General features: G+C 67.0%; 18 protein-coding genes. 14 read left to right on the top strand and 4 right to left on the bottom strand.

Going from position 1 to position 13,371, the window contains the following annotated elements; all coding sequences use genetic code 11:
- Nucleotides 1-108: 108 nt before the first annotated feature.
- From glyA to ribBA, 5 genes are all read left to right on the top strand, one after another.
- On the top strand, nucleotides 109-1,368 hold the full coding sequence (gene glyA, locus F791_RS0107990) for a serine hydroxymethyltransferase (protein ID WP_018138457.1): 1,260 nt from the start codon (nucleotides 109-111) through the stop codon (nucleotides 1,366-1,368).
- 22 nt (nucleotides 1,369-1,390) lie between these two features.
- Entirely contained in the window at nucleotides 1,391-1,942 is a 552-nt protein-coding gene (gene nrdR / locus F791_RS0107985) for a transcriptional regulator NrdR (RefSeq protein ID WP_018138458.1), read from the top strand.
- The gene (ribD, locus tag F791_RS0107980) at nucleotides 1,942-3,117 is read left to right on the top strand and encodes a bifunctional diaminohydroxyphosphoribosylaminopyrimidine deaminase/5-amino-6-(5-phosphoribosylamino)uracil reductase RibD (protein ID WP_018138459.1); all 1,176 of its coding nucleotides are present in this window, start codon (nucleotides 1,942-1,944) and stop codon (nucleotides 3,115-3,117) included. Before nrdR ends, ribD begins: the two co-directional genes overlap by 1 nt.
- Before the next feature lie 138 nt (nucleotides 3,118-3,255).
- Complete coding sequence (locus F791_RS0107975) at nucleotides 3,256-3,939, top strand: riboflavin synthase (protein ID WP_018994791.1); 684 nt, start codon at nucleotides 3,256-3,258, stop codon at nucleotides 3,937-3,939.
- A 27-nt stretch (nucleotides 3,940-3,966) separates the two neighbouring features.
- A complete protein-coding gene (ribBA, locus tag F791_RS0107970; protein ID WP_018138461.1) occupies nucleotides 3,967-5,073 on the top strand; it encodes a bifunctional 3,4-dihydroxy-2-butanone-4-phosphate synthase/GTP cyclohydrolase II in 1,107 nt (368 codons plus the stop codon).
- A 64-nt stretch (nucleotides 5,074-5,137) separates the two neighbouring features.
- On the opposite strand, the gene F791_RS13775 is transcribed toward ribBA, so the two are convergent.
- Both F791_RS13775 and F791_RS0107960 read right to left on the bottom strand, forming a co-directional pair.
- The gene (locus F791_RS13775; RefSeq protein WP_018138462.1) at nucleotides 5,138-5,302 is read right to left on the bottom strand and encodes a hypothetical protein; all 165 of its coding nucleotides are present in this window, start codon (nucleotides 5,300-5,302) and stop codon (nucleotides 5,138-5,140) included.
- A gap of 3 nt (nucleotides 5,303-5,305) precedes the next feature.
- Nucleotides 5,306-6,352, bottom strand: a complete 1,047-nt coding sequence (locus F791_RS0107960) for a folate-binding protein YgfZ (protein ID WP_018138463.1) — start codon at nucleotides 6,350-6,352, stop codon at nucleotides 5,306-5,308.
- Nucleotides 6,353-6,540: 188 nt separating this feature from the next.
- On the opposite strand from F791_RS0107960, the gene sdhC reads away from it, so the two are divergent.
- The 8 genes from sdhC to F791_RS0107920 all read left to right on the top strand — a co-directional run bounded on the left by sdhC (nucleotide 6,541) and on the right by F791_RS0107920 (nucleotide 11,986).
- Nucleotides 6,541-6,921 (top strand): succinate dehydrogenase, cytochrome b556 subunit, encoded by a 381-nt coding sequence (gene sdhC, locus F791_RS0107955; RefSeq protein ID WP_018138464.1) that lies wholly within the window; start codon nucleotides 6,541-6,543, stop codon nucleotides 6,919-6,921.
- Nucleotides 6,918-7,256 (top strand): succinate dehydrogenase, hydrophobic membrane anchor protein, encoded by a 339-nt coding sequence (sdhD, locus tag F791_RS0107950; RefSeq protein ID WP_018138465.1) that lies wholly within the window; start codon nucleotides 6,918-6,920, stop codon nucleotides 7,254-7,256. Before sdhC ends, sdhD begins: the two co-directional genes overlap by 4 nt.
- Complete coding sequence (gene sdhA / locus F791_RS0107945) at nucleotides 7,253-9,028, top strand: succinate dehydrogenase flavoprotein subunit (RefSeq protein WP_018138466.1); 1,776 nt, start codon at nucleotides 7,253-7,255, stop codon at nucleotides 9,026-9,028. The genes sdhD and sdhA overlap by 4 nt, the downstream gene beginning before the upstream one ends.
- A 225-nt stretch (nucleotides 9,029-9,253) precedes the next feature.
- Nucleotides 9,254-9,955, top strand: coding sequence for a succinate dehydrogenase iron-sulfur subunit (locus F791_RS0107940; RefSeq protein ID WP_018138467.1), 702 nt, complete (start codon nucleotides 9,254-9,256; stop codon nucleotides 9,953-9,955).
- The gene (locus F791_RS0107935; RefSeq protein ID WP_018175480.1) at nucleotides 9,955-10,209 is read left to right on the top strand and encodes a succinate dehydrogenase assembly factor 2; all 255 of its coding nucleotides are present in this window, start codon (nucleotides 9,955-9,957) and stop codon (nucleotides 10,207-10,209) included. Before F791_RS0107940 ends, F791_RS0107935 begins: the two co-directional genes overlap by 1 nt.
- Nucleotides 10,163-11,116 carry a NifU family protein gene (locus tag F791_RS0107930; RefSeq protein ID WP_018862921.1) on the top strand — a complete coding sequence of 318 codons (954 nt, stop codon included), beginning with the start codon at nucleotides 10,163-10,165 and terminating at the stop codon, nucleotides 11,114-11,116. Before F791_RS0107935 ends, F791_RS0107930 begins: the two co-directional genes overlap by 47 nt.
- A gap of 43 nt (nucleotides 11,117-11,159) precedes the next feature.
- The gene (locus tag F791_RS0107925) at nucleotides 11,160-11,573 is read left to right on the top strand and encodes an ATP-binding protein (RefSeq protein WP_018138470.1); all 414 of its coding nucleotides are present in this window, start codon (nucleotides 11,160-11,162) and stop codon (nucleotides 11,571-11,573) included.
- A 77-nt stretch (nucleotides 11,574-11,650) separates the two neighbouring features.
- Nucleotides 11,651-11,986, top strand: a complete 336-nt coding sequence (locus tag F791_RS0107920) for an STAS domain-containing protein (RefSeq protein WP_018138471.1) — start codon at nucleotides 11,651-11,653, stop codon at nucleotides 11,984-11,986.
- Between the two features lie 45 nt (nucleotides 11,987-12,031).
- Here F791_RS0107920 and F791_RS0107915 read toward each other — a convergent pair whose 3' ends face one another.
- Both F791_RS0107915 and F791_RS0107910 read right to left on the bottom strand, forming a co-directional pair.
- Nucleotides 12,032-12,235, bottom strand: coding sequence for a hypothetical protein (locus F791_RS0107915; protein WP_018138472.1), 204 nt, complete (start codon nucleotides 12,233-12,235; stop codon nucleotides 12,032-12,034).
- A gap of 44 nt (nucleotides 12,236-12,279) precedes the next feature.
- Nucleotides 12,280-12,504: a hypothetical protein gene (locus tag F791_RS0107910; protein WP_018138473.1), complete on the bottom strand. Its 225-nt coding sequence runs from the start codon at nucleotides 12,502-12,504 to the stop codon at nucleotides 12,280-12,282.
- Between the two features lie 219 nt (nucleotides 12,505-12,723).
- On the opposite strand from F791_RS0107910, the gene F791_RS0107905 reads away from it, so the two are divergent.
- A complete protein-coding gene (locus F791_RS0107905; protein ID WP_018138474.1) occupies nucleotides 12,724-13,224 on the top strand; it encodes a DUF302 domain-containing protein in 501 nt (166 codons plus the stop codon).
- The last annotated feature ends 147 nt before the right edge of the window (nucleotides 13,225-13,371 follow it).

Below are 13,371 nucleotides of genomic sequence, written 5' to 3'. Positions count from 1 at the left end.
CGCATCCCCTATCATTACGCGTCTTTGTTTCCCCCTTCCCAGGCCTGCGCCGGTGAGTCGGCGCGCCGGGAAACCGAATCCACGAAAGTAATGAAACGGGAGATCCGAATGTTTTCGATCGACATGAGTATCCACGGCTACGACGACGAACTCTGGGGCGCCATCAGCAAGGAGGCGCAGCGCCAGGAAGAGCATATCGAGCTGATCGCCTCCGAGAACTACACCAGCCCGCGCGTGATGGAGGCCCAGGGCTCCGTGCTGACCAACAAGTACGCCGAGGGCTATCCGGGCAAGCGCTACTACGGTGGCTGCGAGTATGTGGATATCGTCGAGCAGCTCGCGATCGATCGCCTCAAGCAGCTCTACGGCGCCGACTACGCGAACGTGCAGCCGCATTCCGGCTCGCAGGCCAACGCGGCCGTGTACATGGCCCTGCTGCAGCCGCATGACACCGTGCTGGGCATGAGCCTGGACGCCGGCGGTCACCTGACCCACGGCGCCAAGCCGAACTTCTCCGGCAAGATCTACAACGCGGTGCAGTACGGCATCACCGACGAGGGTCTGATCGACTACGACGAGGTCCAGCGCCTGGCCACCGAGCACCAGCCGAAGATGATCGTCGCCGGCTTCTCCGCCTATTCGCGCGTGGTCGACTGGAAGCGCTTCCGCGAGATCGCCGATTCCGTGGGCGCCTACCTGATGGTGGACATGGCCCACGTCTCCGGCCTGATCGCCGCCGGCGAATACCCGAACCCGATCGACCACGCCCACGTGGTCACCTCTACCACGCACAAGTCCCTGCGCGGGCCGCGTGGCGGCTTCATCATCACCAAGGGCCAGCCGGAGCTGAACAAGAAGTTCCAGTCGCTGATCTTCCCGGGTACCCAGGGCGGCCCGCTGATGCACGTGATCGCCGGCAAGGCGGTGGCCTTCAAGGAGGCCCTGGAGCCGGAATTCAAGACCTATCAGAAGCAGGTGATCGCCAACGCCCGCGCAATGGCCGAGGTCCTGGTCGAGCGTGGCTACGACATCGTCTCCGGCGGGACCGACAATCACCTGTTCCTGCTGAGCCTGGTGTCCAAGGGCATGACCGGCAAGGCCGCGGACGCCGCGCTGGGTCGCGCCAACATCACGGTCAACAAGAACGCCGTGCCCAACGATCCGGAATCCCCATTCGTGACCTCCGGCATCCGCATCGGCACCGCCGCTCTGACCACGCGTGGCTTCACCGAAGCGGAGTCGCGCGAGCTGGCCGGCTGGATCGCCGACGTGCTGGACGACCACGAGAACGAGCAGGTGATCGACGCGACCCGCGACAAGGTCGTCGAGATCTGCCGCCGCTTCCCGGTCTACGGCGCCCCCGAATAACGCGGCGTAGCGGCGGCCCGCCATGCGCTGCCCGGCCTGTGGCGCTCAGGACACCCGCGTGGTCGACTCGCGGGTGGCCGGTCCGGAGCAGGAGCAGATCCGGCGCCGGCGCGAGTGCCGCGAGTGCCGGGCGCGCTTTACCACCTTCGAGCGGGCGGAGTTCAGCCTGCCGCGGGTGGTCAAGCGCTCCGGCGAGCGCGTTGCCTTCGACGAAGACAAGTTGCGCAGTGGTCTGCGCCGGGCGTTGCACAAGCGCCCGGTGAAGACCGAGGATGTCGAGCGCGTGATCGACGACATCAAGCGCCAGCTCGCGTCCCTGGCGGCCCCCGAGGTCAAGTCCGACCGTATTGGCGAAATGGTCCTGGCAGCCTTGCATGCCCTGGACCATGTGGCCTATATCCGTTTTGCCTCCATCTATCTGAGCTTTGCCAGTGTGCAGTCCTTCCGCGAGGCCATCGAGCGGCTCGAGGATGACCTGACGCCGGAGATGCGCCGTTCACAGCTGCGTCTGATCGATGAGGGACTCGCCGACACGGATGCCGCCGCGCCGGGGGATTCGCAGGAGGGCAGTTGATGGCACAGCCGGGACACGAACAGGCGGTGGAGGATCGGCGTCACATGGCGCGGGCGCTGGAGCTGGCCGACTATGGCCGCTTCAGTGCCGATCCCAATCCTCGGGTGGGCTGTGTGCTGGTGCGCGATGGCGAGGTCGTCGGAGAGGGGCTGCACTGGTGTGCCGGCGAGCCGCACGCCGAGGTGAACGCCCTGCACGCGGCCGGCGAAGCCGCGCGCGGGGCCACTGTCTACGTGACGCTCGAGCCGTGCAGTCACCACGGTCGCACTCCTCCCTGTACCGAGGCGCTGATCCAGGCCGGCGTGGCCCGGGCCGTGATTGCGATGCAGGACCCGAACCCGCGGGTCTGTGGTGGCGGCATGGAGGCGCTGCGCGCGGCCGGGATCGAGGTCGAGACCGGCGTACTCGAGGCCGAGGCCCGGGCACTGAACCCGGGCTTTGTCCAGCGCATGGAGCAAGGACGTCCCTGGGTCCGGATCAAGCTCGCGGCGAGCCTGGACGGGCGCACGGCGATGGCCTCGGGCGAGTCCCGCTGGATTACCGGCGAGGCCGCGCGTCGCGACGTACAGCTGTGGCGGGCGCGCGCCGGGGCGATCCTGACCGGCAGCGGTACCGTGGTGGCCGACGACCCGCGCCTGACCGTGCGCATGAAACCGCATCAGCTGGCTGCCCAGGCCGGTTTTCCCGATGACCCGCACTACTCGGATCTGCCCACCCGGCAGCCGCTCAGGGTGATCCTGGATGCCCGGCTGCGCACGCCCCCCGGCGCCCAGATCCTGAAGAGCGGCCCTGTGTGGGTCCTGACCGGGCCGGATGCCGCGCGTTCGCCGGTCGCGGATACGTTGCGCGGGCATGGCGCGGATGTGCGGCCGATCGCGCTGGCCAGCGACTCGCCCGAGGGCGGACTGGACCTCGGCGAGGTGCTGGTGGAGCTGGCACGCGCCGAGGTCAACGAACTGCATGTCGAGTCCGGCCCCGGTCTGGCCGGCGCCCTGGCCCGCGGGGGCTGGGTGGACGAGTGGCTGTTGTACCAGGCGCCGTTGCTGCTGGGCTCGAGTGCCCGTCCGCTGGTGGAGTGGCCGCTGGCGCGCATGGACGAACGCGCGGAGCTGGAGATCCTCGAGAGCCGCTGGGTCGGTGACAGCCTGCGCCTGCGGGCCCGTCCGCGCTCCTGATGGTCCGATCGTCCTGCGCCTTGTCGGGTGCTAAATCCATACGTCCTCCATCGTGTGGTGCGAACGCCTTCGCGTTTCCCTAAGATGGGCGGCTCGCGGCGTCCCTTCCCGGGGCGGCCTGAAACCGATACAAGGCCCATGTTCACCGGAATCATCGAGACCCTTGGCAGCCTGGATCGCCTGACGCCCAGCGGCGGCGACGTGCGCCTGCATGTGAATGCACCTGGGATGGACCTGTCGGACACGCGCCTGGGCGACTCCATCGCGGTCAACGGCGTGTGTCTGACCGTGACCGACCTGACGGCCGCGGGCTTCGCCGCCGACGTATCGCGCGAGTCCCTGAACGTGACCACGCTGGGCGGGCTGGGGCCCGGCGACCGGGTCAACCTGGAGCGGGCACTGGCCCTGGGCGACCGCCTCGGCGGCCACATGGTCTCGGGCCATGTCGATGGCGTGGGCGAGGTGGTCGCGATGGAGCCGGACGCACGCTCGACCCTCGTGCGCTTTCGTGCCCCCGCCGCGCTGGCACGCTATATCGCGGCGAAAGGCTCGATCACCATCGATGGCACCAGCCTGACCGTGAACCGCGTCGACGGGGCCGAGTTCGAGGTCAACATCATCCCCCACACCTGGTCGCTGACCCGCTTCTCTGTCTACGCGGTGGGCACGCCGGTGAACCTGGAGGTGGACCTGATCGCGCGCTACCTCGAGCGCCTGATGCTGGGCGAGCGCGCGGCCGAGCCGGGCACGGATGCCGGCGATCTGTCCGAGGCCTGGCTGGCCGAACAGGGCTTCCCCAATCATTCCGGGCCGCGCGACTGAGCGCACGGCCCCCGACCGAAGGCACGCATGGAATTTTCCAATACCGAAACCATCCTCGAGGAACTGCAGGCCGGGCGCATGGTGGTCATCGTCGACGACGAGGACCGCGAGAACGAGGGCGATCTGCTGATGCTCGCCTCGCATGTGCGCCCCGAGGACATCAACTTCATGGCCAAGTACGGCCGCGGGCTGATCTGCCTGACGCTGACCCGCGAGCGCTGCAAGCAGCTCGCGCTGCCGCTGATGGTGACCGACACCAACGATGTGCACGGCACCAACTTCACGCTGTCCATCGAGGCCGCCGAGGGCGTGACTACGGGTATTTCCGCCTATGACCGCGCGCACACCATCCGCACGGCCGTGGCGCCCAACGCGCAGCCGGGTGACATCGTCCAGCCGGGACATGTCTTTCCGCTGATGGCGCAGCCGGGCGGGGTGATCGTGCGCGCCGGCCATACCGAGGCCGGTTGCGACCTCGCGCGCCTGGCCGGGGCCGAGCCGGCCGCGGTGATCGTGGAGATCCTCAACGAGGACGGTACGATGGCGCGGCGCCCGGACCTCGAGCGCTTCTGTGCCGAACACGACCTGAAGATGGGCACGATCGAGGACCTGATCCGCTACCGCATCGAGAACGAGAAGACCGTTCAGCGCGTCTCGGAGCGCCCGTTCCCGACCGCGCACGGCGAATTCCGCCTGCTGTCATTCCAGGACGAGGTCGACCACCAGCTACACTTTGCGCTGGTGCGCGGCGAGCCGAAGCCGGAGCAGGGCACCCTGGTGCGCGTGCACCTGGAAAACACGCTGCATGACACCCTGGGCTATGCCGGCCCGGATCGTGGCTGGCCGCTGGACGACGCTCTGCGCCGCATCGACGAGGCGGGCGAGGGCGTCGTGGTGGTGCTGCGCAAGCACGAGAGCGCCGAGGCCCTGGCGCAGCGCCTGGAACAGCTCGGGCAGCCGCCGCAGGAGGAGCGTGGCGGGCGCGAGAATTCGGCCGAGTGGCGCATGTACGGCATCGGCGCGCAGATCCTGGCGGACTGCGGCGTGGGCCGCATGAAGCTGATGTCCGCGCCCAAGCGCTTCCATGGCCTGGGCGGTTTCGGGCTCGAGGTCGTCGACTACATTCACGAATAGCCCGGGCCACGAATATCCCGGGGCCGCGAATAGCGCAGGGCGCTCCTCCTCGTGCTCGTCCGCGCTATATCACCCCGTCCAGGCGCAGGTAGCCGATCAGGAACAGCACGGCGAGGACCCCGGACAGTACGTACAGCCAATTGGACAGCGTCGGGTTGTTGGGGCGGCTGAAGAAGGCCGCCCACAGCGCGAGCAGGATCAGGACGAAGAAGAAGAACAGGAATCGCATGGCTCAGGCTCCTTCCGGTACCGCGTAGGGCAGGTCGACGACCTCCGCCCGAGGTCCATCCGGTGCCCCCCAGTGCAGCTCGCCTTCGGCGGCCGCCACCTGCACCACCGCCAGGGCCGAGTAGAGGCCGTCCGGGTGCAGTTCCGCGGCCACGATCTCGCCGTCCGACTGCTCCGGGTTGCCTCCGGCGCGAAATACCGGTGAGCCCGGCTGCGGCAGCTCCGAGGCGGGGATTGCCAGGCGGAACATGCGCCGCTTCAGCTTGCCGAGGTAGTGCATCCGGGCCACCACCTCCTGTCCCGGGTAGCAGCCCTTCTCGAAGTTGATCGCCCCCAGCGCGTGCAGGTTAAGCATCTGCGGCACGAACATCTCGCTGGTCGCCTCGACCACGGTCGGCATCCCGGCGAGGATGTCGAGCAGGGCCCACTCGCGCGGCCCCACCGGGCCCGAGCGCACGTTCAGCTTGTCCCAGGCGGTGCGCATCGGTTCGAGCTCGCCGAACAGCTCGTAACGCGGGTGCACCCCGGGCACGCGCACGATGGTCACGCCGTCTTTTTCGACCACGTCGTCCACGTTCGCGGGGCGGGCGCCCAGTGCGTTGTTCAGTTCGGTTTCGGCGTCAGGGCCGGAAAACCCGAAGTGGATGCGCGAGTCGTCGGCGCGCTCGATCACCACATGGGCCCGCAGCACGAACATCCGCAACCGCTTGGCGATGGCCTCGATGCGGTCAGCCGGCATCTCCAGGAGGTAGCTGTCCGCGGTGCGCAGCACGCGAAACACCGCGTAGGCGCGCCCTTTGGGGCTGGAGTAGCTGGAAATCTGGCTGTGGCTGGCATCGACCTGGGTGATGTCGTTGCCGAACTGGCCCTGCAGGAACTCGGTCGCGTCCTCGCCGCGGACCTCCAGCAGGCCCCGGTGGGACAGGTCGCAGATCACCTCGCCATTGATGGCCATGCGGCGTTCGCGTTCGGGGTTTCCGTAGTGCAGGAGGTCGTCGTCCTCGAACTCGGCCCCGGCGTCGATCAGGTGATTCTTCCAGTCTTCGCGCATCGAAAACTCTCCCGTGGCAGCGCGTCGTGTGTCCGTTCGGCTGGTGGCCTTGGGGACCCACGGCGGCGGATTGAGGTGGTAAGCTCAACACAGGTCGGGCGACCGGCTGAACCAAGCGGGTCGATAGTAGACGAACCTCTTGCAGGGTGTCAGCCCGACATTTTTCATCATCCGGTTTTGGGGGTGGCATGAGTTCTCCGGCACGGCCCGTTTTCCTGGATCTGCGCAAGATCCGCCTACCGCTGAATGCCGTAGTTTCCATCCTGCACCGTATTACCGGGATTCTCCTGATTCTCGCCATCCCCGTGCTGTTGTGGCTGCTGGATCGCTCGCTGGCGAGCCCGGAGGGCTTTGCGCAGGTGGCCGCGATCATCCGGCACCCGGTCGGGCTGGCGCTGCTGCTGATCGGCCTGTGGTGGCTGCTGCATCACCTGTTCGCGGGGATTCGTTATCTGCTGATGGAGTTCGGCATCGGGGAGGACCGGGCCGGCTCGCTGCGCACCGCGCGTGATGCCCTGTACGCCGCAATCTTCGCCACGCTCGCCGTCTGGCTGGGGCTGATCCTGTGAGGCTGCTGTCGGGGCAGGGCGCCTGGCTGCTGCAGCGGATCACCGCGGTCTACGTGGGGCTGTTCGTGATCGCAGCCCTGGGCTATTTCCTGATCGCCCCGCCGGCCGATCACGCGGCCTGGGTGGCGGTGATCGCGCACCCGGTGGTGGCGCTGGGCAGTGCACTGTTTGTCGTGCTCCTGCTGCTGCATGCGTGGATCGGGCTGCGCGATGTCGTACTCGACTACGTGAAGCCGCTGGCGCTGCGCCTGACCGTGCTGACCCTCGGCGCGGGCGCGCTCATTCTTCTGGGCCTGTGGGCCCTCTACCTCCTGATTCGAACGGGGCTTGCATGAATCTGACCCGGCGCAAATTCGACGCGCTGATCATCGGCGCCGGTGGCGCGGGCCTGCGCGCCGCGCTGCAGCTGTCCAACGGCGATGCCAAGGTCGCGGTGGTCTCCAAGGTGTTTCCCACGCGTTCGCACACGGTCGCCGCGCAGGGCGGGGTAAACGCCGCGCTGGCCAACGTGCTGCCGGACTCCTGGCACTGGCACATGTTCGACACCGTGAAGGGCTCGGACTACCTGGGCGACCAGGATGCGATCGAGTACATGTGCCGCGCGGCGCCCAAGGTGGTCTACGAGCTGGACCACTTCGGCGTGCCGTTCTCGCGTCTGGACAACGGCAACATCTACCAGCGCGCCTTCGGCGGGCAGAGCCAGAACTTCGGTCAGGACCAGGCGGCGCGTACCTGTGCGGCGGCCGACCGTACCGGGCACGCGATCCTGCACTCGCTGTACCAGCAGAACCTGCGCGCACGCACGCACTTTTTTGACGAGTACTTCGCGGTGGACCTGCTGCGCGACGAGCAGGGCTTCGTGCTCGGTGTGCTGGCCTTCGAGATCCTGACCGGCGAGCCGATCGTGATCGAGGCCAAGACCACGCTGATCGCCACCGGCGGGGCGGGGCAGCTGTTCCGCACCACCACCAACGCGCTGATCAACACCGGCGACGGCATGGCGATGGCGCTGCGCGCCGGGGTGCCGCTGGAGGACATGGAGTTCGTGCAGTTCCATCCGACCGGGATCGCCGGGCGCGGGATGCTGATTACCGAGGGCGCGCGCGGCGAGGGCGGGTTCCTGATCAACTCCGAGGGTGAGCGCTTCATGGAGCGCTATGCCCCGCGGGCGAAGGACCTGGCCTCGCGCGACGTGGTCAGCCGTTCCATCGCCACCGAGGTGCGCGAGGGCCGGGGCTGCGGGCGCAATGCCGACCATGTGCTGCTGGATCTGCGCCACCTGGGCGCGGACACGATCATGCAGCGTCTGCCGGGCATCCGCGAGACCAGCATGACCTTCCTCGGGGTGGACCCGATCGAGGCCCCGATCCCGGTGTTCCCCACCTGCCACTACAGCATGGGCGGGATCCCGACCAACCGCTTCGGCCAGGTGGTGGCGCCGGTCAAGGACACCCCGGAGGACCCGGTTCCGGGGTTGTACGCGGCCGGCGAGGCCGCCTGTGTCTCGGTGCACGGGGCCAACCGCCTGGGCGGCAACTCGCTGCTGGATATCCTCGTATTCGGGCGTGCGGCGGCCAATCACATCCTCGAGTACCTGGGCGAGAACCGCTATCACCGGCCGCTGGACGAGACGGCGGTGGAGCAGGCGATGGCGCGGCTCACGCGCTGGGACCGCAAGGACCCGGGCGACGGCTCCGCCGAGCAGGTCGAACCGCTCAAGCGCGAACTGCGCAAGGTGATGGAGGACCACTGCTCGGTGTTCCGCAGCGACGAGGTGATGCGCGAGGGGGTGGAGAAGGTCCGCGCGCTGCGCGAGCGCTTGAACCACGCGGTGATCGCGGACCACTCGGCCACCTTCAACACCGCGCGGGTGGAGGCGATGGAGCTGGAGAACCTGATGGACTGCGCGATCGCGACCATCCGCTCCGCGCTGGGACGCGAGGAGAGCCGCGGGGCGCATTCGCGCATTGACTTCCCCGAGCGCGACGACCAGCACTGGCTCAAGCACAGCCTGTACTCGCTGGCCGACGACAGCCTCGACTACAAGCCGGTGCGCACCCAGCCGAACACCGTGGCCTCGTTCCCGCCGAAGGAGCGGGTGTATTGACGGCCGGTGCTGCTTGCAGGGAAGCCTCGCAGGATGCGATGAGGGCCGTAGGATGCGATGAGCTTAGCGAATCGCATCAACAGGCGCCTGATCGGACCACGTTCGGTGCATTTCGCAGGGATTGACACATCCCGCGCACCACGGACCGTATGAGATCAGGAGGCGGCGATTTCAGGGGGCTGGATCGCAATAGACAACCTGTAGCAACGCTGACAGGAGAGACGATTGGAATTCTCGATCTACCGCTTCAACCCGGAGACGGACACGCTGCCGAAGATGCAGCGCTTCACCCTGCCCGACGACCAGATCGAGCCGGGGATGATGTTGCTGGATGCCCTGCTGTTGCTGAAGGAGCAGGATGACTCGCTGGGCTTTCGCCGCTCCTGCCAGCACGGGGTCTGCGGCTCCGACGGCATGAACATTAACGGCATGAACGGCCTGGCCTGCATCACGCCACTGGCGGATCTGGAGGGGCCGGTCACGCTGCGTCCGTTCCCGGGGATGCCGGTGATCCGCGACCTGATCGTGGACATGGGCAACTTCTGGGAGCAGTACCGAAGAGCCGAGCCCTGGCTGGTCAACGACAGCCCGGAGCCCGAAGTCGAGCGCAAGCAGAGCCCGGAGGATCGTGACCAGCTGGACGGCCTGTACGAGTGCATCCTGTGCGGCTGCTGTTCCGCCGCCTGCCCGTCGTACTGGTGGAACCCGGACAAGTTCCTCGGCCCGGCCGCACTGCTGCAGGCCGCGCGCTTCATCCAGGACAGCCGCGACGAGGCCACCGATCACCGCCTGGCTGAGCTGGACGATGCCTGGAAGCTCTACCGCTGCCACACCATCATGAACTGCACGCAGGTCTGCCCGAAGGGCCTGAACCCGAGCCGGGCGATCGGCGATATCCGCCGCACCATGCTCAAGAAGTCGCTGTGATGGAACCCGACAGCCGCACCCGCTGGCGTTGCCGCCGCGGCATGCTGGAGAACGACTGGCTGCTCGGGCAGTTTCTTGCGCAGGGATATGCGCAACTGGACCAGGAGGGTCGCGATGCCTTCGAGCGCCTGCTCGACTACCCCGACAATGTGCTACTGGATGTGGTCATGGGTCGCCAGACCACGGTGGATGACGGGATAGCGCGGCTTGTCCCGGCGATCCGCGCCGCCGCTGCGGCTGAGACTGCACCCTGACCCCGTCCTGCCGCGGCTCGCGCAGGCCGGGCAAATCCTGCTGGTCCTCGCCGTCTCCGGTTTTGTGCTGGTCTACAGCCCGTTGTGGATGCTGCTGCCCGTCTGGGGCCTGGCGGCCGTCGGCTGGTGGTGGCAGCGTCGCGATGCGGCACCGGACTGGGCCTGGCTGGGGCAGACGCCGGAGGGGGATACCTGGGTCGCGACCCGCGAGGGCCTTCGCCAGGAACAGGTAACCTGGGTGGAGTTGTTGCCCGACAGCCGGGTCCTGGCCGGGATGGTCCTGCTGGTGCTGCGCGAACGGGACGGGGGGCGCCTGTGGCGGCTCTGGCTGCATGCCGCGCGCTTGGATCCTGATGACCTGCGCCGGCTGCGGGTCCGCCTGCGCTGGCCGCCAGTCGCAACACCGGAATCCGGTTGGCGCGTGCGGCTTCGGGCCGGGTGGGCATGGGGCGTTGCTATACTGGCGCGAATGCGATCATGCGGAGGACCGACCATGGCGGGACCCGACAAGGCACAGGTGATGGTGGACGTCTCCCACCTGCTGAACGACGACCCGGATCATGTGTACAGTGAGGACGAACTGGACGCGATCGAGGAGCTTGATCCGGAACTGGCCCTGCGCCTGGACCGGGCACAGACCTTCGCCGAGCGCGAGGCGTCCGATGTCCCGGCGGACGGGCCGATCGACGAAGATGCGGTGCGCGCGGCGATCGAGGAGGCACGGCGCATCCTGATGCAGGACGGCGGCGATATCGAGTTCGTGGAGCTCGACGGGCGCACCGTACGGGTGCGCTTGAAGGGGGCCTGTGTAGGCTGCCCGCGTTCGACGCTGGATCTGAAGAACGTGGTCGAGCGCCTGGTGCGCTCGCGCGCGCCGGGGGTTGCCAGCGTCGCGAATACCTTTTGACTCGACGGGCGTTCGCTCGTCGAGCGCCGGCAGGGAGTGCATGATGCAGCGGGCGTTCCGGATCCAGACTGAACTGCGGGAGATCCCGCGCCTGGCCGAGCAGGTGGAGGCCTTCTGCGAGGAGGCCGGCGTCTCGATGTCCTCGGTCTACCCGATTAATCTGGTGCTGGACGAGTGGCTGACCAATCTAATCACCTACGCCTTCGATGATGGCGCGGAGCACACCATCGAGGTGGAGCTGCGCAAGGCGGATGACGGGCTGACGATTACGGTCACCGACGACGGCCAGGCCTTCAATCCGCTGACCGATGCCCCCGAGGCCCAGCTCGACGGTGATATCGAGTCGCGTCAGGTCGGCGGGCTGGGGATTCATTTCATGAAGACGCTGATGGACGAGATCGACTACCGATCCGCCGATGGCGTCAATCGTCTGACCCTGCGCAAGCAACCGGTCTGATTCCGGTCGCGTCCGCGCGGTGTAGCGCGTGTGGGCGGGGCCGCTATTCAACGCAAACGAAAAGGCAAGGCGCACCGATGCAAGTCAACGAAGAGACGATCGACGGCGTGCTGGTCGTCAGTCCGACCGGCCGTCTGGACAGCAATACCTCGCCCGAATTCGAGGCCCATCTGTTCCAGCGGATGGAAGATCACCCGTCGCTGGTCATCCGCTTTGGCGACGTCGACTACATCTCCAGCGCGGGCCTTCGCGTGATGCTGATGACCGCGAAGAAGGTCAAGCAGAACGGTGGGAGACTGGTGCTGTGCGAGATCGGGGATCCGATTCGCGAGGTGTTCGAGATCAGCGGGTTCCTGACCATCCTCGAGGTGTGTGACGATCCCCTGGGGGCCGTGGAACAGGTCAACGCCTGATGGGAAAACCCGGCCCGCTCGCGGGCCGGGTGGCAGATCGGATCATTAATCCGCCGGGGGCATGTACTCGTGCCGGATGTGATCGGGCTGCGCGGGCAGCTGGATCCCGGCCTCTTCGAGGGCTTCGGTCAGTTCCTCGCATTCGTCCAGTTCATCGGCGCGCTTTTTCAGCGTGGCCAGGGCATCGGAGGCCTCCGCCTCCGGCATCGTGATCAGCAGTTCGCCGTTCTCGGCCTTTTCCAGGTGCATAACGTCCTCCTTGCGGGTTCCGTGTGTATACGAGCGGGCTCGCGTCAGTCCTCGATCGATGGCTGCTTGGGCGCGTGCTCGTCGAAGGCATGTGGCGGCTGGCGGAATTCGTTCCCCAGCTCGTAGACGCCCTGCTGCAGTACGGAGCCGAGCGCGCGCGCCCCGTTGCTGATCTCGCCCTCAAGCTCGGTGATGTTCTCCGCGATGCTCTCGGCGGTCTTCTTGTCGATCTTCAGGGTTAGGGTCCCGTCCTTCAGTGTGGCCTCCATGTCGTGCTCCTTGTCGTCTGGCTTCGTGGGTCGCGTCCGCATTGCCCGCAGGGGCTGGAGCGCGTCTGAATCGCATTCCGTTGATCTGGGTCAATACCTTCCCGCGCCGGTGCCCGAATAATGGCCCCGCAGCCTCCGGGAACTCTCCGGGCGGCCTCTAATCACAAGCTTGTGCCGATTCACGCCAGGAGAATTGCAATGACCAGAACGCTTACAAAGATGACATCACGCGCCGGTGCCCGGTTCCTGCCGATTTTCGCGATGCTGTTCGCGGGTTTGCTGCTCGCCGGTGCCGCCCAGGCCGGCAGCCATGGCGGCGAGCAGCCGGACATGGTCAAGGTCACGCCCAGCCCGATGTCCTTCCCGGACACGGTCGAGGCCTTCGAGGCCCAGGTGAAAGACGCCGGCTGGAGCGTGCTGAACAAGAACTACATGTCCGGTGTGCTCTCGCAGCGTGGTTTCACACTGGATCCGGTAGTCATCATCGACGTCTGCAGCGGGGAGTACAGCGCCCGCATTCTCGAGGAAGACGCGTTTCGGCCGGTCTCGGCCTTCATGCCCTGCCGCGTCAGCATCTACCAGGACAGCCAGGGGGATGTCTTTATCTCGCGGATGAACGTCCCGGCCTTCCTGCCGATGATGCCGGACGAGATTGCGGAAGTGATGGAACTCTCCAGCAACGAGATCGAGGCCATCATCGAGCAGACTGTAGCGGAATAATCCGCCTCCAACTCGACCCGCGGACCCGGAATTCGGGGGCGCGGTTGATGAAGCAGCGAATGGGGCACGTCCGGGACGTGCCCCATTCGCTTTTGTGGGCATAATGCGCGAGCGGCATATCGCTTACCGATTATGTCGCCTGTCCGG

It is taken from the genome of Thioalkalivibrio sp. ALRh, from assembly GCF_000381425.1.
Classification (GTDB): Bacteria; Pseudomonadota; Gammaproteobacteria; order Ectothiorhodospirales; family Ectothiorhodospiraceae; genus Thioalkalivibrio.
This window is presented reverse-complemented; position numbering and strand designations above follow the sequence as displayed.